General features: G+C 62.4%; 24 protein-coding genes. 16 read left to right on the forward strand and 8 right to left on the reverse strand.

Going from position 1 to position 26,345, the window contains the following annotated elements:
- The first annotated feature begins 64 nt into the window (after nucleotides 1–64).
- The 6 genes from P8192_RS07665 (at nucleotide 65) to P8192_RS07690 (ending at nucleotide 6,456) form a co-directional block, all read left to right on the forward strand.
- Nucleotides 65–811, forward strand: coding sequence for a helix-turn-helix transcriptional regulator (locus tag P8192_RS07665; RefSeq protein ID WP_278155913.1), 747 nt, complete (start codon nucleotides 65–67; stop codon nucleotides 809–811).
- Nucleotides 812–862: 51 nt separating this feature from the next.
- Complete coding sequence (gene sufB, locus P8192_RS07670) at nucleotides 863–2,323, forward strand: Fe-S cluster assembly protein SufB (RefSeq protein ID WP_270105264.1); 1,461 nt, start codon at nucleotides 863–865, stop codon at nucleotides 2,321–2,323.
- A 60-nt stretch (nucleotides 2,324–2,383) separates the two neighbouring features.
- Entirely contained in the window at nucleotides 2,384–3,604 is a 1,221-nt protein-coding gene (gene sufD / locus P8192_RS07675; RefSeq protein WP_270107569.1) for a Fe-S cluster assembly protein SufD, read from the forward strand.
- A gap of 58 nt (nucleotides 3,605–3,662) precedes the next feature.
- Entirely contained in the window at nucleotides 3,663–4,427 is a 765-nt protein-coding gene (gene sufC / locus P8192_RS07680; RefSeq protein ID WP_270105263.1) for a Fe-S cluster assembly ATPase SufC, read from the forward strand.
- Between the two features lie 13 nt (nucleotides 4,428–4,440).
- Nucleotides 4,441–4,764: a metal-sulfur cluster assembly factor gene (locus P8192_RS07685; protein ID WP_270105262.1), complete on the forward strand. Its 324-nt coding sequence runs from the start codon at nucleotides 4,441–4,443 to the stop codon at nucleotides 4,762–4,764.
- Nucleotides 4,765–4,857: 93 nt separating this feature from the next.
- The gene (locus P8192_RS07690) at nucleotides 4,858–6,456 is read left to right on the forward strand and encodes an ABC-F family ATP-binding cassette domain-containing protein (protein WP_278155917.1); all 1,599 of its coding nucleotides are present in this window, start codon (nucleotides 4,858–4,860) and stop codon (nucleotides 6,454–6,456) included.
- 6 nt (nucleotides 6,457–6,462) lie between these two features.
- On the opposite strand, the gene P8192_RS07695 is transcribed toward P8192_RS07690, so the two are convergent.
- Both P8192_RS07695 and P8192_RS07705 read right to left on the reverse strand, forming a co-directional pair.
- A complete protein-coding gene (locus P8192_RS07695) occupies nucleotides 6,463–7,389 on the reverse strand; it encodes an SURF1 family cytochrome oxidase biogenesis protein (RefSeq protein WP_278155919.1) in 927 nt (308 codons plus the stop codon).
- Between the two features lie 271 nt (nucleotides 7,390–7,660).
- Nucleotides 7,661–8,083 carry a DUF3099 domain-containing protein gene (locus P8192_RS07705; protein WP_278155923.1) on the reverse strand — a complete coding sequence of 141 codons (423 nt, stop codon included), beginning with the start codon at nucleotides 8,081–8,083 and terminating at the stop codon, nucleotides 7,661–7,663.
- Between the two features lie 127 nt (nucleotides 8,084–8,210).
- Between P8192_RS07705 and P8192_RS07710 the strand changes: the two genes are divergently transcribed.
- Nucleotides 8,211–8,942: a beta-ketoacyl-ACP reductase gene (locus P8192_RS07710; RefSeq protein ID WP_278155925.1), complete on the forward strand. Its 732-nt coding sequence runs from the start codon at nucleotides 8,211–8,213 to the stop codon at nucleotides 8,940–8,942.
- 4 nt (nucleotides 8,943–8,946) lie between these two features.
- Nucleotides 8,947–9,747 carry an SDR family oxidoreductase gene (locus tag P8192_RS07715; RefSeq protein ID WP_278155927.1) on the forward strand — a complete coding sequence of 267 codons (801 nt, stop codon included), beginning with the start codon at nucleotides 8,947–8,949 and terminating at the stop codon, nucleotides 9,745–9,747.
- A 52-nt stretch (nucleotides 9,748–9,799) separates the two neighbouring features.
- Here the strand turns inward: P8192_RS07715 and serB are convergent, their stop codons facing one another.
- Nucleotides 9,800–10,723, reverse strand: coding sequence for a phosphoserine phosphatase SerB (serB, locus tag P8192_RS07720; RefSeq protein ID WP_278155929.1), 924 nt, complete (start codon nucleotides 10,721–10,723; stop codon nucleotides 9,800–9,802).
- A gap of 50 nt (nucleotides 10,724–10,773) precedes the next feature.
- Between serB and P8192_RS07725 the strand changes: the two genes are divergently transcribed.
- From P8192_RS07725 to P8192_RS07740, 4 genes are all read left to right on the forward strand, one after another.
- Nucleotides 10,774–11,625 (forward strand): ABC transporter ATP-binding protein, encoded by an 852-nt coding sequence (locus P8192_RS07725; RefSeq protein WP_278155930.1) that lies wholly within the window; start codon nucleotides 10,774–10,776, stop codon nucleotides 11,623–11,625.
- A gap of 1 nt (nucleotide 11,626) precedes the next feature.
- Nucleotides 11,627–12,439 (forward strand): sulfite exporter TauE/SafE family protein, encoded by an 813-nt coding sequence (locus P8192_RS07730; RefSeq protein WP_278155931.1) that lies wholly within the window; start codon nucleotides 11,627–11,629, stop codon nucleotides 12,437–12,439.
- The gene (locus P8192_RS07735) at nucleotides 12,436–13,257 is read left to right on the forward strand and encodes a TrmH family RNA methyltransferase (RefSeq protein WP_278155932.1); all 822 of its coding nucleotides are present in this window, start codon (nucleotides 12,436–12,438) and stop codon (nucleotides 13,255–13,257) included. The genes P8192_RS07730 and P8192_RS07735 overlap by 4 nt, the downstream gene beginning before the upstream one ends.
- Nucleotides 13,258–13,348: 91 nt before the next feature.
- Nucleotides 13,349–13,606 (forward strand): type B 50S ribosomal protein L31, encoded by a 258-nt coding sequence (locus tag P8192_RS07740; protein ID WP_270105242.1) that lies wholly within the window; start codon nucleotides 13,349–13,351, stop codon nucleotides 13,604–13,606.
- Between the two features lie 141 nt (nucleotides 13,607–13,747).
- Here the strand turns inward: P8192_RS07740 and P8192_RS07745 are convergent, their stop codons facing one another.
- Entirely contained in the window at nucleotides 13,748–14,248 is a 501-nt protein-coding gene (locus tag P8192_RS07745) for a hypothetical protein (protein ID WP_278155935.1), read from the reverse strand.
- Nucleotides 14,249–14,327: 79 nt separating this feature from the next.
- Here P8192_RS07745 and P8192_RS07750 point away from each other — a divergent pair, with 79 nt between their 5' ends.
- On the forward strand, nucleotides 14,328–15,407 hold the full coding sequence (locus P8192_RS07750; protein WP_278155937.1) for a lipoate--protein ligase family protein: 1,080 nt from the start codon (nucleotides 14,328–14,330) through the stop codon (nucleotides 15,405–15,407).
- Here the strand turns inward: P8192_RS07750 and pepN are convergent.
- Both pepN and glgC read right to left on the reverse strand, forming a co-directional pair.
- Nucleotides 15,373–18,036 (reverse strand): aminopeptidase N, encoded by a 2,664-nt coding sequence (gene pepN / locus P8192_RS07755; RefSeq protein WP_278155939.1) that lies wholly within the window; start codon nucleotides 18,034–18,036, stop codon nucleotides 15,373–15,375. The genes P8192_RS07750 and pepN overlap by 35 nt on opposite strands.
- Before the next feature lie 33 nt (nucleotides 18,037–18,069).
- Entirely contained in the window at nucleotides 18,070–19,320 is a 1,251-nt protein-coding gene (glgC, locus tag P8192_RS07760) for a glucose-1-phosphate adenylyltransferase (RefSeq protein WP_278155941.1), read from the reverse strand.
- Between the two features lie 164 nt (nucleotides 19,321–19,484).
- Between glgC and glgA the strand changes: the two genes are divergently transcribed.
- The gene (gene glgA, locus P8192_RS07765) at nucleotides 19,485–20,690 is read left to right on the forward strand and encodes a glycogen synthase (RefSeq protein ID WP_278155943.1); all 1,206 of its coding nucleotides are present in this window, start codon (nucleotides 19,485–19,487) and stop codon (nucleotides 20,688–20,690) included.
- Between the two features lie 40 nt (nucleotides 20,691–20,730).
- Here glgA and P8192_RS07770 read toward each other — a convergent pair whose 3' ends face one another.
- Nucleotides 20,731–22,809, reverse strand: coding sequence for an acyl-CoA dehydrogenase (locus P8192_RS07770; RefSeq protein WP_278155945.1), 2,079 nt, complete (start codon nucleotides 22,807–22,809; stop codon nucleotides 20,731–20,733).
- Between the two features lie 27 nt (nucleotides 22,810–22,836).
- A complete protein-coding gene (locus P8192_RS07775) occupies nucleotides 22,837–23,505 on the reverse strand; it encodes a TetR/AcrR family transcriptional regulator (protein WP_278155947.1) in 669 nt (222 codons plus the stop codon).
- A gap of 80 nt (nucleotides 23,506–23,585) precedes the next feature.
- Between P8192_RS07775 and P8192_RS07780 the strand changes: the two genes are divergently transcribed.
- Complete coding sequence (locus P8192_RS07780) at nucleotides 23,586–24,914, forward strand: acetyl-CoA C-acetyltransferase (protein WP_278155949.1); 1,329 nt, start codon at nucleotides 23,586–23,588, stop codon at nucleotides 24,912–24,914.
- Nucleotides 24,915–24,986: 72 nt separating this feature from the next.
- Entirely contained in the window at nucleotides 24,987–26,345 is a 1,359-nt protein-coding gene (locus P8192_RS07785; protein WP_278155951.1) for a 3-oxoacyl-ACP reductase, read from the forward strand.

Below are 26,345 nucleotides of genomic sequence, written 5' to 3' on the forward strand. Positions count from 1 at the left end.
GAAACAAACCAGTATAGGTGGTCCTTACTTGGAACTGCTCGATTAATTAGAGAAGATAGGAGGCATGTATTCCCCTCTTGTGCAGCCTGCGGTATCCGGGGCGTCGTCGGGATCTCGGGAGAGCACGCGCGACAACGTACTCAACTCGGTCTTGACGCACGGTCCCGTCAGTGCTGCCACGATTGGGGATCAGCTCCAGCTCACCGCGGCTGCGGTTCGGCGTCATCTGGACTCACTTGAGAAAGATGGCCTCGTCGAAGTTAAATCCGTGGCCGGGAGCAGGGGAGCCGGGCGACCGTCGCGTCGATATGTCGTCACTCAGCAGGGCCAGTCCCACCTGGGCGACGACTACCTAGACCTTGCTTCCGAAGCTGTGCGCCTCCTCCAGGAAATTTCTGGCGACGAGGCTATTCGCTCGTTGGCGCGCAAGCACTTCGCCTCGCTGGAGCAGCGGTTTAGCGAGCTCGTCCCCGAGGACGCAGATCTCACGGATCGCATTCGTGCCCTCACTCGCACTCTCGATGAAGCCGGATTCGCCGCTTCCACGCGTCGTGCCGGTCGTGGCGGCAAGGTGACCACCCTCCGGGCGGCACAGATTTGCCAAGGTCACTGCCCGATTCAAGAGATGGCCGGCGAGTTCCCCGAGTTCTGCGAGGAAGAAACCGAGCTCTTCGCACGTTTACTAGAGGTGGATGTGCGCAGGCTGTCCACCCTCCCCACAGGTGGCCACGTGTGCACGACACACGTCCCGCTGGGTCGCCGTGCCCATGCCAGCCTGATGGCACACACGGCTCAGCGCGCTGAAAAATAGCGCGCCCATCAGTTTCCCGACCACCTACGTTCGTTATCAAAGAGGTTGATTATGACTGATCAAGTCGCTCGCGAAACCGCCGATCCCGGCGTGATTCACGAGATTCTCGAGAAGAACCCCGAACTCAATGCCATCGGCGCCTATGAATACGGCTGGGCCGACAGTGACGCCGCTGGTGAGAACGCACGTCGTGGTCTCAACGACGAAGTCGTGCGTGACATCTCGGGCAAGAAAGACGAACCCGAGTGGATGCTGAAGACCCGCATGAAGGGCCTGAAGTACTTCGATCGCAAGCCCATGCCGACCTGGGGTGCTGACCTGTCGGGCATCGACTTCGACAACATCAAGTACTTCGTGCGCTCCACCGAGGGCCAGGCTCGCACCTGGGAAGACCTTCCTGAAGACATCCGTAACACCTACGAGCGTCTGGGCATCCCCGAGGCCGAGCGCGAGCGTCTCGTGGCCGGCGTGGCCGCCCAGTACGAGTCCGAGGTCGTTTACCACCAGATCCGTGAGGATCTGGAGCAGCAGGGAGTCATCTTCCTGGACACCGATACCGGCCTGAAGGAACACCCGGAGATCTTCCAGGAGTTCTTCGGCTCGGTGATCCCGGTGGGCGACAACAAGTTCGCCGCATTGAACACCGCCGTCTGGTCCGGTGGTTCCTTCGTTTACGTCCCGAAGGGCGTTCACGTTGAGATCCCACTGCAGGCTTACTTCCGTATCAACACAGAGAACATGGGCCAGTTCGAGCGCACCCTGATCATCGCGGATGAAGATTCCTACGTACACTACATCGAGGGCTGCACCGCACCGATCTACCAGTCGGACTCCCTGCACTCCGCCGTCGTGGAAATCATCGTCAAGAAGAATGCTCGTGTGCGCTACACGACCATTCAGAACTGGTCAACCAACGTCTACAACCTGGTGACCAAGCGGGCCGTCGTTGAAGAGGGTGGCACCATGGAATGGATCGATGGCAACATCGGCTCCAAGGTCACCATGAAGTACCCTGCGGTCTACCTCACCGGTGAACACGCCAAGGGTGAGACGCTGTCCATTGCCTTCGCTGGCCAGGACCAGCACCAGGACACCGGATCCAAGATGGTCCACCTGGCACCGAACACCTCGAGCTCCATCGTGGCAAAATCCGTGGCCCGTGGGGGCGGCCGTTCCGCGTACCGCGGTCTGGTTCAGGTTGTCGAAGGTGCGAAGAACTCCGCCAACTCGGTGGTGTGTGACGCACTCTTAGTGGACACCATTTCCCGCTCCGACACCTACCCCTACATCGACATCCGCGAGGACGATGTGACGCTGGGCCATGAAGCGACAGTGTCCCGGGTTTCCGAGGAGCAACTCTTCTACCTAATGTCCCGTGGGCTGGCTGAGGATGAGGCCATGGCCATGATCGTGCGCGGCTTCATCGAGCCCATTGCGCGCGAATTGCCTATGGAATACGCCCTCGAGCTGAACAAGCTGATCGAACTGCAAATGGAAGGATCGGTGGGCTAAACAGTGTCCCAGACGACCAACGACCTTGAGACCGGTGGCGCTGCGCCCTTGATCCCCGGGATGGGCGAAGAAGGCGAGCAGCTTTCCGCAGAAATCGCCGCCGCAACCCAGTCCGAGCACGCAGACCACTCCGTGAAAGAGAAGAAGCAGAAGTTCGGCACCTCGCGAGCTGATCGCCCGACCAGTTTCCACCTGGCCGACTTCCCGGTTCTGACCGGTCGCGAAGAAGACTGGCGCTTTACACCGCTAGAGCGCCTAGGCGGACTTGACCTGCCCGAGGGCGACGAGCAGCGCCTGCAGGGTGCCGCTCCGACCGTTGAGGTGTCCTCGTTGGAAGGGCTCACCGTCGAGACGGTGAGCCGCGATGATGCACGCCTGGGCCAGGCCATGACTCCGGAAGACCGTACCTCGGCCGCAGCCTGGGCATCGTTCTCGGAAGCTACCGTGATCACGCTGGGCGACGGCGTCGAAGCCGAGGAGCCGATCCGGATTCAGATCACCGGGACGGATGCCACTCCAGCTGCACAGCACATCCTGATCATCGCCGGGGACAACGCCAAGGCCGATTTCCTGATCACCCATCGTGGCAACGCGGTGCTGGCTCAGAACATCGAGTACGACGTGCGGGAAGGTGCCAGCATCAACGTCACCTCCGTGCACGCCTGGGATGCTGGAGCGGTCCAGACTTCCTCGCAGCAGGCTTCGCTGGCGAAGGACTCCGCCTACAAGCACATCGCCATCAGCTATGGCGGTTCCCTGGTGCGTCTGACCCCGACAGCTCGCTTCACGCAGCCCGGAGGCGAGGCCGAGATGTATGGTCTCTACTTCGCCGACGCCGGTCAGCACCTGGAGCAGCGACTGTTCGTGGATCATGCAGTCCCGAACTGCACCTCAAACGTGCTGTACAAGGGTGCCCTGCAGGGTCGTGACGCTCACACCGTGTGGGTGGGCGATGTACTCATCCGAAAGGCAGCTGAAGGCACCGACTCCTACGAGAAGAACCAGAACCTCGTGCTCACCGATGGGGCTCGCGCCGATTCGATCCCGAACCTGGAGATCGAGACTGGTGTCATCGACGGCGCAGGCCACGCTTCCTCCACGGGTCGCTTCGATGAAGAGCAGCTGTTCTACCTCATGGCTCGCGGCATCACCGAGAAGGAAGCCCGCAAACTCATCGTGCGCGGCTTCCTGAACGAGATCATTCAGCGCATCGGCATCGACGACGTCGAAGCCGAACTCACCCAGGTCATGGAATCCGAACTCAAGATGTTCGACCGCTGACCGTCCTCGACACCCCCACACTTCCCGCGCTGGCTGCGCGGATCGACAAGGAGAACACATGTCAACCCTGGAGATCAAAGATCTGCACGTCTCGATCGAGACGGAAAATGGCGCCAAGGAGATCCTGAAGGGCGTGTCCCTCACCGTCAACTCCGGTGAGACCCACGCCATCATGGGCCCCAACGGCTCCGGTAAGTCCACCCTGGCCGCCTCCATCGCAGGCCACCCCCGCTATGAGGTCACCAGTGGATCCATCACCCTCGACGGCGAAGATGTCCTGGAGATGGGTCCCGATGAGCGCGCTCAGGCAGGCCTGTTCTTGGCCATGCAGTACCCGGTGGAGATCCCCGGCGTCACCATGACCAATTTCCTGCGCACCGCCAAGACCGCCATCGACGGTGAAGCACCGTCGCTGCGCCACTGGACCAAGGACGTCAAGACCGCCATGGAACAGCTGCGCATCGACCCCGCCTTCGCGGCCCGTAACGTCAACGAAGGCTTTTCCGGCGGTGAGAAGAAGCGCGTCGAGATTCTCCAGCTCGAGCTGTTCAAGCCGAAGATTGCCATCCTCGACGAGACCGACTCCGGCCTCGACGTCGATGCTCTGCGCGTCGTCTCCGAGGGCGTCAACCGCGCTCAGGACACCAACGGCATGGGCACGCTACTCATCACCCACTACACCCGCATTCTCCGCTACATCAAGCCGGACTTCGTGCACGTGTTCGTGGATGGCCACGTGGCCGATTCCGGTGGCCCCGAGCTGGCAGATAAGCTGGAAGAGGAAGGCTACGTAGCTTACGAGAAGGCCGCCGCCAGCGCCTGATCTGGAGGACATCATGACTACAGCAGCACAAACTCCGATTGAGGATCTCGAAGAGGCCCTCAAGGACGTGATCGATCCGGAGCTCGGCGTCAACGTGGTTGACCTCGGCCTGCTCTACGGGCTGCACTACGCCGACGACGGCGCACTGCTGGTCGACATGACTCTCACCACCGCCGCCTGCCCGCTGACCGACGAGATCGAAGATCAGGTCTCCCGGGCCATCAGCACCATGGTGGACGAATGGCGCCTGAACTGGGTTTGGATGCCGCCGTGGGGTCCCGAACGCATCACGGAAGATGGTCGTGAGCAGATGCGGGCCCTCGGCTTCAACATCTGATCCGCACCATGTGCACACCACTCGGCAGGGCCGGTCCGCTCTCGGACCGGCCCTGCCGATGCCTTGAACACCACCAACGCTGAAGGAGTCACCGTGATCACGGTCTCAAACCTCGAACTTCGCGCCGGCGCGCGCGTCCTGATGGACGAGGTCAACTTCCGCGTCGACAAAGGCGACAAGATCGGTCTTGTTGGACGCAACGGGGCCGGCAAGACCACACTGACCAAGGTGCTCGCCGGATTCGCGCTCCCGGCTGCAGGCGACGTCAGCCGTAGCGGAACCATCGGCTACCTCCCGCAGGACCCGGTGGTCGAGGACATGGAGCAAACCGCTCGCTCCCGCATTCTCTCCGCCCGCGAGCTCGACCAGGTGACCGAGAAGATGCGCCGCGCCGAACAAGACATGGCCCAGGGAACCGATGCCCAGCGGTCCAAAGCCATGGACCGCTATGCGAAACTCGAAGCCCGATTCACCGCCGCCGGTGGCTACGCCGCCGAATCCGAGGCAGCGACCATCTGTGCCAACCTCGCCCTACCAGATCGCGTGCTCAGCCAGCCGCTCCACACCCTCTCCGGCGGTCAGCGACGCCGGGTGGAACTGGCTCGGATCCTCTTTGGCAATGCCGACACGATGCTCCTGGACGAGCCGACCAACCACCTCGATCACGACTCAATCGTGTGGCTCCGCGACTTCCTCAAGTCCTACTCGGGTGGTCTGCTCGTGATCAGCCACGACGTGGCCCTGATGGAAATGACCGTCAACAAGGTGCTCTACCTGGATGCGATGCGCCAGACCATCGACGTCTACAACATGAACTGGAAGAACTACCAGTCCCAGCGTGAGCAAGATCAGGCGCGCAGGAAGCGTGAATTCGCCAATGCCCAAAAGAAGGCGTCCGCTCTCGTCGATCAGGCCAACAAGATGCGTGCCAAGGCCACGAAAGCGGTGGCTGCGCAGAACATGCTCAAGCGCGCCGAACGGCTGATGCGCGGCGTGGAAGGCGAACGTTCCCAGGATAAGGTCGCGGCCATTCGCTTCCCCGAACCCTCGCCCTGCGGCAAAACCCCCTTGAGGGCCTCGCACCTGTCGAAATCCTATGGTTCCCTCGAAATTTTCGCGGGCTTGGACCTAGCCATCGACCGTGGTTCACGCGTCGTGATTCTTGGCTTCAACGGTGCCGGTAAGACCACGCTGCTGCGCATGCTCGCCGGCATCGAGGACTCCGACACCGGTCAGATCGAGCCCGGCCACGGCCTGAAACTCGGTTACTACGCTCAGGAACACGAGACCCTCGACGGAGACCGCTCCGTGCTGGAAAACATGCGAACGGCTGCGCCGCAACTGGGGGACACCGAAGTACGTAACGTACTGGGCTCGTTCTTGTTCTCCGGAGATGATGTCGATAAGCCCGCCCGGGTGCTCTCCGGCGGTGAAAAGACCCGACTCGCGCTGGCGACCCTGGTGGCGTCTTCCGCAAACGTCTTGCTCTTGGACGAACCCACGAACAACCTGGATCCCGCCAGCCGCGAGGAGATCCTCAACGCGCTGCGCACCTACGAGGGTGCCGTGGTGCTGGTGACTCACGATGAGGGTGCTGTTGAAGCGCTGGATCCGGAACGCGTAGTGGTACTACCCGACGGCGTTGAAGACTTGTGGAGTACTGAATACCAGGAACTGATCACGCTCGCCTGAGCGTGATCAGTCGCCGAGCATCGAATCTTCGATTTCTTCATCCGTAGGCTGATTACCACGACGTCGGGTGGCCTTCTTGCGCTCCATCCGGTGGGCCGAAATGAACCCCTGCTCCTCGGTGAATCCGTAGAGTTCGTCCTCGCGGTTCTGGATCGCCTTCTGACGGGCCATGTAGCCCCAGACCACGAAACTCATCAGCCCGAACGTGAACCACTGCATCGAGTACGACAGGTGCGGACCTTCGTCCTCGGTCGGCTGGGGCATCTGGGTCGGTGTTTCCGCGGCTTCGGGGGACTCGGCCGCCATCAGCCCATAAGCCGACTCCGCGATCGGGTAGTCGAGCTGATCGGCAATCGCCGGCAGATCGATCGACGCAACCTGTCCTTCGGGGGCGCTGCGATCCTCGAGAGTTGGCTCGCCGGCCAGCGCGCGCACAATGATGGTGATGGTGCCCTCGGCCGGTTCCGGCACGTCGTCCGGACGACCGGGGGAGTTGCCGATGGGCAACCAGCCGCGGTCCACGATCAGAGTATCTCCCTCAACCGTGCGGAACGGAACGAGCACTTCGTATCCGGGACGACCTGAGTGCGGGCGATTGCGGACAATAAGGCTGTCTTCCACGAGATACTCGCCTCGCACCGTCACCGGCGTCCATTTCCGCTCCGCCCGGAAGTCGGTGAAAATGTCGGCGTTCTCGGAATAGGGGACCGGTACGGCATCATAGTTGCGCACGACCTTGTTGATCTCTTCGAGCGCCTGCATACGACGATCCATCTGCCACTGCCCAAGCATGGCGCAGGCAATGGAAAACACGACGCAGAAGATGAGGCCACCGATCCACGCACCGGAGATCAGAAAGCGAAAGTCCAGCTTGGGTTTGCGCGTCGTCTCGGCGGTAGCGTTCGGGCTGGAGGTGCCAGAATTCAGTGTCATCACGTCGTCTCGGTCAAGGGTTCACACGATTTGAAGAGTCCCCGGGAAACCAGGTACTCGCACAGCCACTCCCGGTGTTCGTGACAGGCCAGCCACACCTTCCGGCGTTCCGGAGTGTGGATGCGAGGATTGTTCCACAACACCTTCCAGTGTGCCGCCTCTGCGCACCCACGACGTGAGCATTGCGGCGCGACTTCTTCTGGCTGCTGCCATGCCTCCGGGGACGAACCCAGGAGCCCTCCGAGCAGATCAATCTGCGGCCCCGGTTGCGTCATGGGTGCCCCCGCGGTGGTTGCTCGTCGTCGCGCGACCCTGCTTCCAGTTCACAGTGCTCGACGACGATTCCGGACACCACATCATCCTCCTCGTGACGGGGCGGTTGCGGCGTTGCCTGATGGGTTAGAGCGGGGGCGTCGACGGGGGACGGGGTCGTGCTGGTACGCACTTGACGGGTGTTGTTCGCCAGGACAACGGCAATGTAGGGCAGCACCATCGCGGCGATGAAGAAGGTCCAGCGCAACCAGCCTTCGGTGAAAACACCCAGAACAAAGCACACAGTACGGATGCCCATCTGGAACATATACCGGCGCATGCGCTCGCTCTGGTCTGCCGTCAGCGACGTCGAGGCACCGGAGATCTCGTAGACATCCGGGCGCGGATCGGGACCGCTGTGGCGCGGTGAGGTGGTCGGCACCCGGTCTCCAATGCTCGGCAATCTGACGGTGGGCTTCACCCATTGTTCCACTTTCGGCCGTACAGTGGTGGGAGATCATCCATGGACAAATCCATGAGACCCACCATGTCACTACAGGAGCATCGTGATGAGCACTGACCCGACCACCAGTCCCTCCCCGCGCACGGTTTTGGTCACCGGCGGAAACCGCGGCATCGGATTGGCGATCGCCCGGTCGTTCGCCGCCGCGGGCGACAACGTCGTCGTGACCTCCCGCTCAGGGTCGGCCCCCGAAGGCCTGGAAGCCGTTCAGGCCGACGTCACGGACGCAGCCTCGGTTGATCAGGCCTTCACCGAGGTCGAAGAGCGCTTCGGCCCCGTTGAGGTGCTGGTGGCCAACGCCGGAATTACCCAGGACCAGCTGCTCTTGCGGATGAGCGAAGAAGATTTCACGTCGGTTATCGACACCAACCTCACCGGCGCCTTCCGTGTACTCAAGCGCGCATCCAAGGGAATGTTGCGTATGAAGCGCGGCCGCGTGATTTTGATCTCCTCCGTGGTCGGCCTCTATGGCTCGCCCGGTCAGATTAACTATGCCTCGTCCAAAGCCGGCCTGGTCGGAATGGCCCGGTCGCTCACCCGCGAACTGGGCTCCCGCAATATCACCGCCAACGTGGTGGCTCCCGGCTACATCGACACGGAAATGACCCAGCAGCTCTCCGCAGAACTGCAAGACCAGTACAAGAAAGCCATTCCGGCCGGACGCTTCGCCGCGCCGGAAGAGGTCGCCGAAGTGGTTCGATGGCTCTCCAGCGACGCGGCGTCCTACATCAGCGGCGCTGTCATCCCCGTCGACGGCGGCCTGGGCATGGGACACTAAACCTATGAACGAAGCACAGCAGAACACTCAGGACCTCGCCGCCAAGGGCGCACTTGTGACTGGCTCCTCCCGAGGCATCGGCGCAGAAACTGCCCGCTTGCTCGCCGCACGCGGCGCCGGCGTGGTGGTCAACTACCGACAGAAGGCTCCCCGGGCCAACAAGGTTGTGGCCGGTATCGAAGAGGCCGGCGGGCGTGCCGTAGCGGTAGGCGCCGACATCACCACCGAGGAGGGACGCCAGGCGATGATCAATGCCGCCGTGCAGTCCTTCGGCTCGCTGGATGTCCTCGTCCTCAATGCCTCCGGCGGCATGGAGTCCGACCTGGGCGAAGATTACGCACTGCGTCTGAACCGTGACGCTCAGGTGGCTCTGCTCGAGCAGGCCTCCGAGATCATGCCATCCGGTAGCCAGGTCGTGTTCGTCACCAGCCACCAGGCACACTTCATCGACGACGTCCCCACCATGGACCTGTACGTTCCGGTCGCGAAATCCAAGCGCGCCGGAGAAGTCGCCCTGCGTGAGCGCATCCCCATGCTGGAAAAGCGCGGTATCCGCTTCACCGTCGTGTCCGGCGACATGATCGAAGGCACCATCACCGCCACCCTGCTCAACCGAGCCGAGCCCGGTGCCATTGAGGCACGTCGTGACGCCGCTGGTCGCCTGTACTCCGTCGAGGAATTCGCCGCCGAAGTAGCCGCCGTGGTCGGCCAGGATCTGCCCACCGGTCACACGGAATACGTCGGCGGTGCCGAAGACTTCCTCACCGCTGCCCGCAAGAACCAATCACGGATCGCCGGGAACTGAAGTCCACACAACAACACCGCCGTCGCGCATTTCAGCACGACGGCGGTGTTGTTTATCCAGGGTGGTTGAGTGAGAGCCCGAGCAGGGCCCGCACCACATCCAGGCTCGGCACGTCCAGGCACAGATCAGCATGCTCGCGCAGGGCTGGCTTCGCGCAGAACGCCACGGCGAAGCCTGCGGTATCGAGCATGTCGATGTCGTTGGCGCCGTCGCCCAGGGCCACCACCGCTTCCAGGGGGACACCCCGTTCCTTGGCCCATTGCTTCAGGCTCTCCCGCTTCGCTTGACGGTCAACCACGTCACGAGAGACACGACCGGTGAGCACCCCGCCGTCGATCTCTAGGACATTCGCCCGGTACCGCCACAATCCGGCTTGGGCCGCCAACGGTTCCAACACCTGCTCGAAGCCACCCGAGACCGCGCAGGCCGCGCCACCGGCGGCACGTACTGCGCTGACCAACTCGAGCGCGCCCTCGTTGAAGACCACCCGGTCCACGACGGCGTCGATCACCTCCACCGACAGCCCCGCCAGTGCCTCGACCCGATGATGCAGAGATTGCGCGAAATCCAGTTCGCCCCGCATGGCCGCTTCAGTCACTGCAGCCACCTCAGCCTCTCGGCCGGCGTGGGCCGCCAACAACTCGATGACTTCCTGCCGGATCAGCGTCGAATCGACGTCGAACACCAACAGGGGAGCGTGTTCGGTGATCGCCGTGCGCACCGTTGCGGGCAGGAATGCCGCGTTCCAGCCGTCCTTCGTTTCATTTGCCGCGAGCGACAGGGCCTCCTCGGCGTCCCATCGCCAACCGGTGAAGCCCACTCCGGAGACAATCTCGGCGGCCTGAGGCACTCCTGACGGAGCTACCGCATCCGGCGACGTCGCGGGCGTAGCGGCCCGATAAACGAGCATGGTCCCCGCACTGAGAGGGGATTGTGTTTCTGCTCGTGGCGACTCATAAGGGCGATCTTGTGCCATGCCGTGGTCCTTTCCCGGTTTTCGGTGCTGTTCTAGCCTAATGTTTGAGTATGACCGAGTCTGCTTCTGCACCCACCCGTGCCGCCCACACCGTACCTGCCCGTGACTATGTCGCTGCCGAGGACGCGGTGCTGGAGTATTCACACGTCACGGTCCGACGCGGGACGAAAACCCTCCTGGACGACGTCAGCTGGACGGTGCGCGAGGGCGAACGCTGGATCATCATGGGGCCAAACGGCGCCGGTAAGTCAACCCTGGTCAACATCGCCGCCACCCGGCTGTATCCCACCGAGGGCAACGTGGCAATCCTCAACGAGGTGCTCGGCGCGGTCAACGTCTTTGACCTGCGCCCGCTCATCGGATTGTCTTCGTCACTGTTGGCCGATCAGGTGCCCTTCCAGGAAACCGTGCTCGACGCCGTCGTGACCGCCGGTTGGGGTGTCACCGGACGCTGGAACGAGGAGTACGACAGCATGGACCTGGACCGCGCGCTCAACCTGCTGCGCCGCTGGGGTGTGTCCGGACTCGCCGAGCGTCGCTACGGATCGCTGTCCTCCGGTGAACGCAAGCGCGTGTTGGCCGCTCGTGCCATGATGACCGACCCCGAGCTGTTGCTACTCGACGAACCGGCCGCCGGGCTCGATCTGGCCGGCCGGGAGACGTTGATTCGCTCGCTTGCTCAGCTCGCCGCCGACGAGGTCGCGCCCACCCAGATCCTGGTGACGCACCACGTCGAAGAGGTCCCACCCGGTTTCACTCACGCCCTCCTCATGCGCGACGGCGCCGTGGTGGCCGCCGGACCGCTGGGGGAGACCCTGACCGAGGAACACCTCTCTGAGGCCTTCCGCCTGCCGTTGAAAGTGACCGAGCAGGACGGTCGCTACACGGCGGTGGCGCGCTGAGATGGAGTTATTTGGACTGGAATGGTGGCAGCTGCTCATCATCCTCCTCGCAGGATTCTGGGCGGGCACCATCAACTCCGTGGTCGGTTCCGGCACTCTGGTGACCTTCCCGGTGCTCGTCGCCATGGGCTACCCTCCGGTGACCGCGCAAATCTCGAACGCCATCGGCCTGGTGGCCGCAGGTGTGTCTGGAGTGTTCGGCTATCGTCGCGAACTGCGCGAATCCCGGCAAGTGTTGCCGATACTCACCTGCGCGTCGCTGCTCGGCGGCATCATCGGTGCATTGCTGCTGATCCTGTTGCCGCCCACCGTCTTCGGCTATGCCGCACCGGCCCTGATCCTGGTGGCCCTGGCCTTCGTCATCTTCCAGCCGCGTTTGGCAGCCCTGGTGAAACAGCGCAAGTCTGCCGACGCCATCAATCCCACCATTGGTGATGTTCCTCAGCGACCCATCCAGCCCATTTTGTGGATTCTGGTTTTCGCCGCGGGTATCTACGGCGGGTACTTCGTCGCCGCTCAGGGGGTGTTGCTCCTGGGTATCCTTGGTGTCTTCCTCGCCGGAACCCTCGTGCACGCCAACGCGGTGAAGACCTGGCTGTCCTTGGCTGTGAATCTCATTGCCGCGGTCAGCTACCTGCTCTTCGCCTTCGACCGGATCGATTGGTCGGCGGTGTTGCTCATCGCGGTCTCATCGCTGATCGGCGGTCAGGTCGGCGCCCAGATCGGCCGACGGATTCCGCCGAACGTGCTGCGGGCCGTGATCGTGGTGATCGGCGTCGCTGGGCTGATCAATATGGTCTGGCGGTTGCTGTGAGCGACGGCGTATCCGCCGCGATTGAATTGAGCGACCCGTCAGACCCGCGGGTTGCGGCCTACTCCACCCTGAGCGACGCCGCCCTGCGCCGCACTACCGATGCCGAACACGGCATCTTCTTGGCCGAGTCCTCGGTGGTGGTTCGCCGAGCCCTGGCCGCTGGGATGCGGCCGGCGTCGTTCTTCCTGGCGCATCGGTACCTGGATTCCATGGCGGACGTCTTCGCCGCCCACCCAGACGTACCGGTCTACACCGGCACCGACGAGACGATGCAGTCCATCACCGGATTTCATCTGCACCGCGGAGCATTGGCCGCCATGTACCGCCCACAGGCTCGCAGCGTGGCGTCCGTGCTCGACGGCGCACGGCGGGTTGCGCTACTCGATGACGTCGCTGATCACACCAATGTGGGTGCCATCTTCCGTTCCGCCACCGGAATGGGCGTCGACGGCATTCTGCTCAGCCCGCGCAGCGCAGACCCGCTCTATCGACGCGCCATCCGGGTATCCATGGGCACCGTGTTCTCCCTGCCGTGGGCCCGCGTCGAGCACTGGGAGGACACCCTGGCCGGCATGTCCGATACCGGGTGGACCGTGGCCGCACTGGAGCTCACGGAGCAATCCGTCGATCTTGACGACCCGACCCTCGCCGCCCGTGACCGGCTCGGACTCGTGCTGGGTGCGGAGGGAACCGGGGTCAGGCCCGAGACCTTGGACGCCTGTGACGTCCACGTGAAAATCCCGATGTATCGGGACGTCGACTCCTTGAACGTGTCGGTGGCCGCCGCAGTCGCGTTTTGGCAACTGCGTCCTGTATAGTAGCTAGCTGGTCGAGAATCCCTTCCGGCCGAAACCACACGTCTCTTTCGTGCCTCTGGCAAAATCCAGGGGCACCAGCGAAGGATTACTCATGAAGACTGATATTCACCCGGATTACCAGCTGGTGATCTTCAACGATCTGGCCTCCGGCGAGAAGGTGCTGACCCGCACCACCGCCACTTCGGACAAGACCATGGAGTGGGAAGACGGCAACACCTACCCCGTGATCGACGTTGAGATCTCGGCAGCATCCCACCCCTTCTACACCGGCAAGCAGCGCATCATGGACACCGCTGGCCGTGTCGAGCGCTTCAATGCTCGCTTCAAGGGCTTCGGGGGCAAAAAGTAGTCGCCGTATCCGGCATCAGTCCGGATCATCACGCTGTCCACGGCGGTCGCTCTCATCGCGAGAGCGGCCGCCGTTGTCGTGGGCACCGAGATGTCCTGGTTGTCCTACGTGGTTGTCCTACGTGATTTCCGCGGAACGTCGCTACTCACCCAGCACGGGGTAATACCCAGTGCCCTGAGCGTGATCCTCATCGTGCGTACGCACCGGACCACCGGGTCGAGAATCCAGCCAAGCGAACACCGCTGCCATCGACATCGAGAAAACCATGATGACGGCGGCCGGGTTCGACACGGCAGACTCCGCACCCTGCCAGCCTTCGCCGAACAATACCGAGACCACGGCGGTCGGCCCTGCAGCCTCATCGGGCAGGAACAACCCGAGGACCAAGCCCCACCCCAGGGCAAAGAAGAACCAGGCGGATGCCCGCGCGCTGATGACCTGCTTCCGCCGCAGCGGCACCGCCAGCGCCATGACGCCGGCGATCAACAGCACCGGAACCAGAGTTAGCACGTAAATCAAAACATGCGATCCATCGGTGCCAACCAGGTGTCGAGAAAAGCCGACCCACGCGGCCACCGCCGCCAGTGCTGGCCAGCCCACGGTTTGGGTGAACCGTCGCCAGGCGGACACAGGGCGGTTCACAGGCACAGTCGCAGGAGGTGTATCAGGTTCCGTGGGCATGACCCATATTCTATCGATCGATCTGTCGTAGTCTGGACGGGTGACTGCAGATTCAACGTCCTTACAAGACCTCCACGGCGAGTACAAGGTTCCCGGCGGCAAGCTGGTCATTGCCGACCTGAGCGTCCGCAATGAACTCATCGAGTCCGCCCGCATTAACGGGGACTTCTTCCTCGAACCCGACGAGGCCCTCGACGACATTAATGCCGCGATACGCGGGATGAAGACAGACACCTCGCACGCCGATCTGCGCGCCGCCCTGGACGCATCCTTGCGTGACGACGCGGTGCTGTTCGGTTTTGATACCGCAGCCATCGCCACAGCCGTGCGCCGTGCTACCGGGTATGCCACCCGTTGGCAGGACCACACCTGGCAGATCATCCCTCCCACACCGCTGCCCATCATGACCCAATTAGCACTCGACCAGATCCTGACCGAGGATGTCGCAGCCGGTCGCCGCGCACCGGCCATGCGACTGTGGCAGTGGACCCACCCGGCCATCGTCATCGGTTCTTTCCAGTCCTACGTCAATGAGGTCAATCCCGAAGGCGTCGCCAAACACAACGTCACCGTGGCCCGCAGGATCTCCGGCGGGGGCGCCATGTTCATGGAGCAGGACAACTGTGTCACCTATTCGCTCTACGCCCCCCTCTCTTTGGTCGACGGCATGAGCTTCAGCGATTCCTACCCGTTCTTGGACGCCTGGGTGATGCAGGCACTGGCGGACGTGGGGGTGGAGGCGTACTACAAGCCACTCAACGACATCGCCACCCCGCAAGGCAAGATCGGCGGTGCCGCACAAAAGCGACTTGCGCGCGGGGGACTGCTGCACCACATCACCATGAGCTACGACATCGACGCCGACAAGATGACCGAGGTGCTGCGCATTGGTCAGGAAAAGCTCTCCGACAAGGGCATCCGTTCAGCGAAGAAGCGGGTCGATCCATTGCGCCGCCAGACCGGGCTCAGCCGCCAACAGATCTGGGACGTCATGATCAACGAGTTTCGGACCCGCTACGGTGCCGAGGTCGTCGAGCTCGACGATGACCTACTGCAGCGTGCCGAACAACTGGCAGAAGAGAAGTTCAACCGGCCGGAGTGGACTCACCGCGTTCCATGAGCTGAGCGTGCACCGCCCGGCGCAGATCCTCGAGTTCTTCGATGATCACCCGGCGTAGCGTGTGCGCAGCCTGCGAGTGTTCGTCCAGCCACGACTGGCCGGCCACCACCACAGGATGCTCCTCGGCCACCGCGACCCCGTCCACTTCTGCATCGTGGTATCCGGGAAACAGCCCCTCTATCGTGCGGGTTGCAATACCGATGGAGCGTCGCGTCCAAATCTGTTCCAGACTCGACCAGAATTCCGGTTCGAATCCCGAAATCAACTCCGGTCGCGACGCGGTGACGCCTTCCGCCGTTGCCGACAGCAGGTCATTGGACAGCGTCTGCCCTTCCGCGTCGATGCCCGTGAGCACCGCGTGCCAGGCGGCGTCCCTCACTGTGGCGATGGGCTGGGAGCTCACCGCCGTACGGTGCCAAACTCGGGTCATGGCATCGACTTTGACCTCCAGCTCGGTATCCAGGCGTGCCTGATCCACTCGACCTTGTGCAGCCAGGGCAATCAGGGCAGCCCAGCGCACCTCATCGTCCACGCACAACCCCGGCGCCAAAACCCACCCCTGTTCGCGATCGGTGCTGGCGAGCTGCTCCATCTCCTCCAGCAACACCCCGGATCCGCGTGCCAGCAAGGTCAGAGTTCTCACCGCCGAACGCTGCCGGTCGGACCCGTCACCCAGCTCCGTCAGCGAGGACAACAACACGGCACCCCAGCGTTGCGCCCACTCTGCTCTGCGCTCAGCAGGAAGATACCGGTGAAGCGCGGTCACACTCTGCCGTAGCACGCCGGCGTGTAGCCCCACATCATGTAGCTCATCCGAGACCGCCATGGCCCCTTCGAGGTAACGCTCCGCCGATATTCGTCCGTCACGCACGGCATTCCACAGCGATGCCCATACGGTGGCCGAAGCCAGCGGGTCGGCAAGTGGGTGCTTGAGCACAGCAGCTAACGAGTCTTCGTCCAGATGCACGACGGCGTAGCTCAGGTCATCATCGTTGAGCAGGATCACCCGGTCTGTTGCGGCGCTGACATCCACCTCGGCGATCGGCTGCGCGGCGGCTCCGACCGTAAGTTCGTAGCCGTGTTGGGCCGTCCGGGTGAGCGCCCCCTCGTCGTCGAGCTCGTACCGGCCCACCCGGAACGTATGCGGACGTTGCGGGGCCTCGCCACCACGGGGATCTGGGTTCTGTTGGTGCACCACGGCTCCCGCGCCGTCCTCGGACCATGACAGGTGAGTTACCCCAGCGGCCTGCAACCACACGCGAGACCAGTCCTGCATCGGCCGTCCCGAAGTCTCGGAGAGCACCGCGAGAAAATCGTCGAGGCTGGCGTTACCCCATCGGTACCTTTCGAAATATATCCGTGACGCCGCATTGAAAGCATCTTCACCCACATGAGCCACGAGTTGTTTCAACACGGAAGCACCCTTGGCATAGGTGATGCCGTCGAAGTTCTGGCGCGTCGCCTCCAGGTCAGCAATATCAGCAACGATCGGATGCGTGGTCGAATACTGGTCCTGTACATAGGCCCACGCTTTGCGGCGGTGGGCGAACGTGGCCCAAGCACCCTCGAACCGGGTGGCCCGGTCCACCGCCAAGGTACCCATGTAGTCGGCGAAGGACTCTTTCAGCCACAGACCGTCCCACCAACGCATGGTCACCAAGTCTCCGAACCACATGTGTGCCATCTCGTGCATGATGGTGGTGGCCCGGGCCTGCCGTTGTGCTTCGGTCGCCTGTGAGGTGGGGATATAGTGCTCGGTGAAGGTCACCAGTCCCGGGTTCTCCATCGCACCGAGGTTGTATTCGGGCACGAACGCCTGGTCGTACTTCCCCCAGGGATAGGCCACCCCGAACAGATCGTGGAAGAAATCCAGCCCGGACCGAGTGATCGCGAAAATCTCCTCGGTATCAACGTGTTCGGCCAGCGAGTCACGGGCGAAGATGCGGAGATTGATGGGATCCGAACCGGACTGCGGGTGCCCGTCCCATCGATCTGTCCACTGCCGGTAAGGCCCGGCCAACAGCGTGGTGATGTAGGTGGATTGTGGGGGAGTCGCGGCAAAGTCCACGGTCGCCACACCCTCGTGGATCGTGTGCGACATCTCGTCCTGGTTGGAGGCCAGCACCCAGTCTTCCCGACCCTTCAGGTGGAAGGTAAAGCGGGCCTTGAGATCCGGTTGCTCGAAATTCGGAAACACCCGCCGCGCATCGGCCGGTTCGTACTGGGTATACAGATAGACCCGCCCATCTCCTGGGTCGCGGAAACGGTGCATGCCCTCGCCCGACGTGGAGAAGTAGCTGGCGGATTCGATTCGTACCTCGTTGTGTTCCTGCAGTCGAGGCAGCAAAATACGCGCGGCCCCCACCGTGGTCTCCAGCGGCAGTTCCTTACCGTTGAGCACCACCCGGTGCACCTCGGCGTGGAGGGAATCCAAGAACGTGGTGGCGCCGGGGACATGGCAGTCGAATCGGATCACCGTGGCGACAGGGTAGGTGTCCTCGTCCAGATTTTCGGCCCGACTCAGATCGACGGTGACATCGTAGTCAAACACGGTGACCAGTGTTGCTCGGGTCTCCGCCTCATCGCGGTGCAGGTTTTTGTGATCCAGATCAAGCTCAGGGGAGGTCATCCCTCTATTGAACCATCTCTACTCGACGGCGAATCAGGCCCCCGGCTCGGCTGTGATGGCGTGGTTCTTCGCCACCACTGTCAGCCCGGACTCCGTGACCGTGAACCCGCGTGCTTCATCTTCCTCACGGTCGAATCCGATGCGCACTCCCGCCGGAATTGCCACGTTCTTATCGACGATGGCGTTGCGCACTTGGGCGCCCTCACCGACGAGGACGTTATCGAGGAGCACCGATTGTTCAACCCATGCATCGTGATTGACCCGTGCCGAGGTCGACAGCACCGACTGTGCGACAGTGCCCCCGGAAATCACCACCCCCTGGGACAGAATGGAATCGACCGCCGTGCCCGGCCGCTTCGTCGCAGAACGCACCAGCTTGGCCGGTGGGGAGATCTGTTGCCGAGTAAAAATCGGCCATTCGTCGTTGTAGAGGTCGAATTCTGGCCAGGGGCTCACCAGGTCCATGTGCGCCTCATAATACGAATCCAAGGTCCCGACGTCGCGCCAGTAATGTACGCCCGCGTCTTGGCCGGGTACATCGTTGTGGGTGAAGTCGTAGACGCCGCACGAGCCTTTCTCCACAAACCAGGGGATGATGTCTCCACCCATGTCGTGCTTGGTGTCCTCGGTGGCGGCATCCTTGTTTAGGGCTTCCACCAAAGCGTCCTTCGTGAAGACGTAGTTACCCATCGAGGCAAGGAATTGGGTGGGGTCATCGGGCAGGCCCGGCGTGGACTTCGGCTTCTCCACGAAACGGGCGATTTTGCGGGGGTCTTTGGAATCCGTTTCGATGACGCCAAACGACGAAGCGTATTCCAGCGGCTGACGCACTGCCGCCACGGTGGCATGGGCGCCGGAGTCTATGTGTTGCTGCACCATTTGCTCGAAATCCATACGGTACACGTGATCCGCACCGATGACCACGACAATATCTGGGCGAGCATCGGAGATGAGGTTCATGGACTGATAGATGGCGTTGGCGGAGCCGAGGAACCATTCCTTGCCACGACGTTGCTGGGCAGGCACCGAGGCAACATAATTCTGCAACAGCGTGGACATACGCCACGTCTCGGAAATGTGCCGATCCAGTGAATGCGACTTGTACTGGGTGAGGACCACGATCTTCAGGTAATGCGAGTTCACCAGATTCGACAGCGCGAAATCGATCAGCCGATATTGACCGGCGAACGGCACAGCCGGTTTGGCCCGGTCAGCGGTCAACGGCATCAGCCGCTTCCCCTCGCCACCGGCGAGAACGATTGCTAGTACCTTCTTCTGTGCCACTGCACTCCTCAATCGTTTCAAGGGATCCTTCAGGTTGAGAGTATCCAGCCACCATCGTTTTTGCCATAGTTCAACCGCGTTTATTCACATGACTTCGTAGTAACGGCACCGCGTGCGTCGCCGGAAGCTATCGGCGCCATGAGAGCGTGGCATACGGTGGGATCGTGAGAATCGATATCGTCACCAAAGAGTTCCCTCCAGAGATCTACGGCGGGGCTGGAGTCCACGTTGCCGAGCTGTCACGCGTATTGGCTTCGCATGTTGACCTCCGCGTTCATGCCTTCGGCGCACCCCGCGACGCCGACTATCACGGGGCTTCTGTCACGAGCTATCAGACGCCAGAGACGCTGGCTTCGGCGAATGCTGCCGTGCAGACCCTGGGCACCGACGTGGGCATGCTCTCTGGATTCGACGGCACCGATCTCATACACACCCACACGTGGTATGCCAACATGGCCGGCCACCTCGGCTCGCTACTCTACGATATCCCGCACGTTCTCTCCGCCCATTCCTTAGAGCCGTTGCGCCCGTGGAAAGCTGAGCAACTCGGCGGTGGCTACCGACTGTCGAGTTGGGCTGAGGCCACCGCCTATGATTCGGCCGCCGGGATCATTGCGGTATCCGAGGGCATGCGACGCGACATTATCAAGGCGTATCCCGGGGTGGACCCCGAGAAACTCCACGTGGTGCACAACGGCATCGACACCACCATCTGGACACCACAACATGACGTGGACGCACTCGAGAAGCGTGGCATCGACCCGCATCGGGAAACGGTGGCGTTCGTCGGTCGAGTGACACGACAAAAGGGTGTTCCTTACCTGCTCCGAGCTGCCCGCCTCTTGGACTCGAGTGTGCAGCTCGTGCTCTGCCTGGGAGCCGCTGACACGCCTGAACTCGCAGCCGAAGTTAATGCGCTCTTGGACGAACTGCGTTCCCAGCGTGACGGAGTCTTCGTTATCGAAGGCATGGTGCCCCGCGCCGAGATCACCCAGGTGCTTTCCCAAGCCACCGTGTTTGCCTGCCCCTCAATCTATGAACCGCTGGGCATCGTCAATCTGGAAGCGATGGCTTGCGGCACAGCCGTGGTAGCCTCAGCCACCGGTGGGATTCCCGAGGTTGTTGAAGACGGCGCTACCGGCATGCTGGTGCCCCTGGATCAGGTGGACGACGGATCCGGCACCCCCTTGGACGAAGAACAGTTCGTGGCCGATTTCGCGGCTGCACTCACAGAGGTACTTTCCGACCCTGAACACGCTCAGCAGATGGGGGAGCGCGGCCGGGTGCGAGCCCAGGAATACTTCTCTTGGGAGTCCATTGCCGAAAAGACGGTCAATGTTTATCAAACAGTGCTGGGGCAGGATCGGTGATCCTGCCCCAGCAACCGGCGTTTAATCCGCGAGTTCGCGTTTAGCGCTTCCCAGCCTTGGCCTCCGCTTTGCGAGCTGCCTTGGCTTCGGCCTTACGGCGTGCGTTGAGCACCTTTTCATCCAGCGGTGCGTTGCCGTCAGCGCGCAACCGACGGAAGTACTCCGCGGCTTCTTCCTGACGAACCTGTTCTTCCCCAGTAGCCACATCCATACGAAGGTGGTCCTGTTCGAAGCCGAAGGAGTCCACCAGATCCTGCGCGTAGGGACGCAGTCGAGCCGCGAGACGGTTCGTGTAGCCGCGCAGAGTGCGTGCACGCTGCTGAGAGATGCGACCGTTCTCAATGAACCAACCCAGGTCACGCTCGATCTCGTTGAGAACGAATAGGTCCCGAAGCCACGTCATCACGGTGCGAGTGTCTTCGTCCTTGACCTGGTCCAGGGCCTCCGTGAAGGTCTCCCACTGCAGCAGAACGGCTTGCGCCTTGGCCGCATCAATGAGCTGGAACTGGTTTTCATTGAAGACGCGCGCCTGCTCGGCCTGCGACTTCTTGGCCACCGGCATCATCGCGGTGCCGATCTCAGTGACATGCACGCGAACTCGGTCGGTAAGCAGGGCACGCTGCACCTCAGGATCCTTGAACCAGTTCGCGGACTTCCGCTCCGAACCCACATCCTGAACGGTCTGCACTACGCGGCGCAGGCCGGAACGCTGCACCACGGCTTCCGAAGCGCGATCGGCGACGAACCGAGACAATACGCCCACGGACATGTTCGACAGTTCCTTGGAGAAGTCGGTCAGCAGGCGTTTGCCGACCAGCTGGAGCAGCACATTGTTATCGCCCTCGAAGGTGACGTAGATATCCAGATCTGCGCGCAGGCTCGCAAAGCGGTTCTTCGCCATGAAACCAGCACCACCGCAGGCCTCGCGGGCTTCCTGAAGTGTATCCAGCGCGTTCCAGGTGGTCATCGGCTTAATAGCAGCGGCCAGCGTCTCGAGTTCCTGACGGTTATCGTCATCGTCGGCGGCACCGGAAAACACCTCATCGAACTTCTCGAGCAGGGTGTTCGCTGAGAACATGTCGGCGTACGTACGGGCCAAACGATCGATCAGCCGGCGCTGGTGTAGCTGGTAGTCCAGCAGCACTTCTTCTTCGGTGTCCGAGCTGGCGTTGAACTGACGACGCTGGTTTCCGTAGGTAATCGCGCCCGTCAGCGCCAAGGCGGAGGTCACTGCCGAGGACATCGACAGCGAGACACGACCCTGCACGAGTGTGCCCAGCATCGTAAAGAAGCGGCGCCCGGGGGACTCAATCGGGGAAGTGTAGACACCGTTTTCGTCGACGTTGCCGTAGCGATTCAGCAGGTTGGTGCGCGGAACGCGCACGTGGGTGAAGTGCAGACGACCGTTGTCGACGCCGTTCAGTCCACCTTTAACGCCATCGTCTTCGCCGCCCACACCGGGCAGGAATTCGCCGTTGTCGTCACGAATCGGAACGAAGAAACAGTGAACACCGTGATTCACTCCCTGGGTGATCAGCTGAGCGAACACTACGGCTGCGCGACCGTGCAGGGCAGCGTTGCCGAGGTATTCCTTCCACGCCGCCTTGAAGGGTGTGTGAATCTCAAATTCGTCCGACTCTGGCAGGTAGGTAGCGGTGGTGGCCAGCGAGGCGACATCAGAGCCGTGACCGATCTCGGTCATGGCAAAGGCGCCGGGAAGGCTCAGATCCATAATCTGTGGCAGCCAAGCCTCGTGGTGCTGCTCGGTACCCAGGTGCAGGATCGCGGCGCCAAACAGGCCCCACTGCACGCCCGCCTTGATCTGCATTGACGGGTCACCCAGCACCAGCTCGCTGAAGCCGGCAATATTGCCGCCGTGGTTGTCCTCGCCACCGAAGCGGGAAGGGAAGGCCTTCTGCACTGCGTGTTCGTCGACCAGGGCCTGAAGCTGGCCCAGAGTCCGCTCACGGTGCTCGGTGTAGGGCTGTCCCTCGATCTTGTGATATTCGGGATTCTTCATGCGATCGCGAGAATCGCGGCGTTCGTCGGCCCAGCGGCCCAGCAGTAGATCCTGGACCAACTGCTGGTTGATGTTGAGCTGAGAAGCGTTGGGTGACATGGGATGCTCCTTAAAGTTAGCGGGCGTTCAAGCGTGTCTGGGTGGCGTAGTGGGCTGGATCGTGCGAGAGGGCTGGAACCCCTGCACCAGCCAACGGGTGATATAGCGGGCCAGCTGCGGGGCGGTGGGCCGATCCTCGTGTGGAGGTTCGGTCAGCCACTGCTCACCGGCGTGGCGGATAAATCCGATCGCGGCGGTCGACCAATAAGTGGCGGACACGCGAGCGGCCATGTTTTCGCGGTGTTCGGGCTTCGTCTCGACCACGAATCGTTCGTGGATCGTGGACATCACATCGGCGATACCGGAGAAAAACTCTGAAGTTTCACCATCGGACTCCGTAGAGAACGTGTAGACGTTCGGTGAGGATTCGGCGAGTTCCAGGTAGATCCTGATCATGGTCTGCAACGCTTCGAGCGGGTTATCCTTGCCTCGAGCAGCGCGGAGCAACTCGGTGGCCACGAACTCTGTGGCCTTTTCGCCTACCGCGCGCTGTAGCCCATTTTTATCTCCGAAGTATCGATAAAACACCGATTTCGATGTTCCTGCATGCGCAGCGATTTCGTCCATCGACGCGGATGGACCGAGATCGTGCACGGCAGCGCGAGCGGATTTGATGAGTTCATCACGGCGCTCACGGCGGTGCTGGTCCCAGCGCGTGTTACGGCCGTCCGAATTGATCGCCTCATGAGTGTTCACGATACTCAGCGTATCAGGTACGCTGGATTTCAGTAATAGCCATCACAGTTTCCGACCATATTCGTTGACAAGGAGTTTCCGTGACCGAGAACAGGAACAATCAGCAGGCAGCCGTCGCAGGCGGCAAGGTACGTCCGGCCGTGATCGTGGGCGGCAACCGCATTCCCTTTGCTCGTTCCAACGGCAAGTACGCCACCGCTTCCAACCAGGAGATGCTCACCTCCGCACTCGACGGTCTCATCGCGCGCTTCGGGCTGCAGGGGGAGCGCCTGGGCGAAGTCGTGGGAGGCGCAGTGATGAAGCACTCGAAGGACTTCAACCTGACGCGCGAGTCGGTGCTGAGCACCAGCCTCGATCCCACCACCCCTGCCCACGAGGTACAGATCGCCTGCGCCACCGGTATGGAGGCTATCGGTGGATTGGCGAATAAGATCCGCCTCGGCCAGATCGAAAGCGGTATCGGTTCCGGCGTGGACACCACCTCCGACGCACCACTGGTCTTCAACAGCAAGGCTCGCGCCATCTTCATGGAGCTGGCCCGTGCCCGTTCCACTCAGGACCGTATCAAGGCCGCTATCAAGCTGCGTCCCGGCCATTTCGCTCCCGACGCTCCCGGAGCTGGCGAGCCGCGCACTGGAATGAGCATGGGCGACCACCAGGCCCAGACCACCCTGAAGTGGGGCATCACCCGCCAGAGCCAGGACGAGCTCGCCGCGGCCAGCCACCAGAACCTGGCTAAGGCATACGACGAGGGCTTCTTCGACGACCTGATCACCCCGTTCCGCGGCCTGTCCAAGGACAACAATCTACGCCCCGACTCCACGGTGGAGAAGCTGTCGGGCCTGAAGCCAGCCTTCGGTAAGGAGCTGGGGGATCAGGCCACGATGACGGCGGGCAACTCTACCCCGCTGACCGACGGTGCAGCCGCAGTGCTGGTGTCCAGTGAGAAATGGGCCCAGGATCGGAACCTGCCCATCCTGGCAGAATTCGTCGACTACGAGACGGCTGCGGTGGACTTTGTCGACGGCAACGAGGGTCTGCTGATGGCACCGGCTCAGGCCGTACCGCGGATGCTGGCTCGCCAGGGTCTGTCTCTGCAAGACTTTGACTACTACGAGATCCACGAGGCTTTCGCCGGCACCGTGCTGTCGACTCTGAAGGCTTGGGAGGACGAGGACTACTGCCGCAATCAGCTCGGACTCGACGGCGCCCTGGGTTCCATCGATCGAGCCAAGCTCAACGTGAAGGGCTCATCGCTCGCTGCGGGACACCCTTTCGCGGCGACCGGGGCCCGCATCACCGCCTCGCTGTCCAAGATGCTTCACGAGAAGGGCGCCGGCTCGCTCGGCCTGATCTCGGTGTGTGCCGCAGGCGGGCAGGGCATCGTGGCCATCCTGCGAGGACGCTGAGCTGAGAACGCTTTTCGACCGCTTCGCTTCATCGACATGGGTCTGACAAGGCTCTAGCAAGGAAGGACACACGTGAGTCCCAAAGATTCTTACTCCCAGTTCGTCAACAACCCCCTCGGCGCCAAGGTCGCTTCGACGTTGGGTCTGCCACAACCGGTGGCATTGCGCCGGTACACCCCCGGTGAAGCCCTGGCGACCGGTCCCGTCTTGGTGATCGGAGAGTCTGAGGGTGCCCACACGATTGCCGGCTGGCTGGTCGACCACCGAGTGGATGTACGGCGCGATCCGGGCCTGAAGGAGAAATTCTCCGCCATCCTGGTCGTGCTCGACGAAGCACAGCGTCCCGAAGAGGTGTCCGCGCCGCTGCGCACAGCCGGGGCCGCCCTGCGCCGTTTGGCTAGCTGTGGCCGCGTCATCGTGGTGGCACGCGACCCCGAGTCCACGGACACCGCCGCACCGGCATATCGTGCCACCCATCGTGGTATCGCCGGGGCAACCCGCTCCATGGCGCAGGAGATGCGGCGAGGGGCCACCGCCAACGGGATTCTGCTGGCCGACGGCGTCAGTGCTTCTTCGGCGTCGGCGCTGGGTGCGGTGCGATTCCTACTCTCGGGACGCAGTGCCTACGTGAGCGGACAGTTTGTGCGCGTTGGGAGCGACGCCGGCGCTGTTCCCGCGGATCATGCTCGCCCGCTGGCGGGCAAGGTTGCTGTGGTGACCGGTGCGGCACGCGGAATCGGTGCGTCCATCATCAACTCGCTACATCGCGATGGCGCGCAGGTGGTCGGCATTGATGTGCCGGCCGCTGGCGATCAGCTGGCCGCCGTCGTGAACCGTCTCAATGGCACCGCCCTGCAGTTGGATATTACGGCTGATGATGCGGGTCAGCGGATCATCGAGCACTGCCGTGATCGTTATGGCCGCCTCGATATTGTGGTGCACAACGCCGGTATCACCCGCGACAAGCTGCTGGCGAACATGGATGCGGCACGCTGGGATTCGGTGATCGCCGTCAATCTGGCCTCGCAGTTGCGGATGAACGAGGCGTTTCTGGCCGACCGGGGCGCGACCGTCTCCGAACAGCTGCGGATCGCCACGTTGGCGTCGACTTCGGGGATTGCTGGCAACCGCGGTCAGTCTAACTACGCCATGTCCAAGGCGGGCGTCATGGGGATGACCGAGGCCACTGCGCCGCTGCTGGCCTCCACGGGTGGCAGCATGAACGCGGTGGCGCCCGGCTTTATCGAGACTGAGATGACCGCGAAGATTCCGGTGGCGACCCGCGAGGTGGCGCGTCGGTTGAATTCGTTGCGCCAGGGCGGAAAGCCTGAGGACGTGGCCGAGACCATCGCTTTCTTGGTGTCCGACGAGGCAGCCGGTATCAACGGGCAGACGCTGCGCGTGTGCGGCCAAGCCATCATGGGGGCGTGA

The sequence above is a fragment of the Citricoccus muralis genome (assembly GCF_029637705.1).
In the GTDB taxonomy this organism is placed as follows: domain Bacteria; phylum Actinomycetota; class Actinomycetes; order Actinomycetales; family Micrococcaceae; genus CmP2.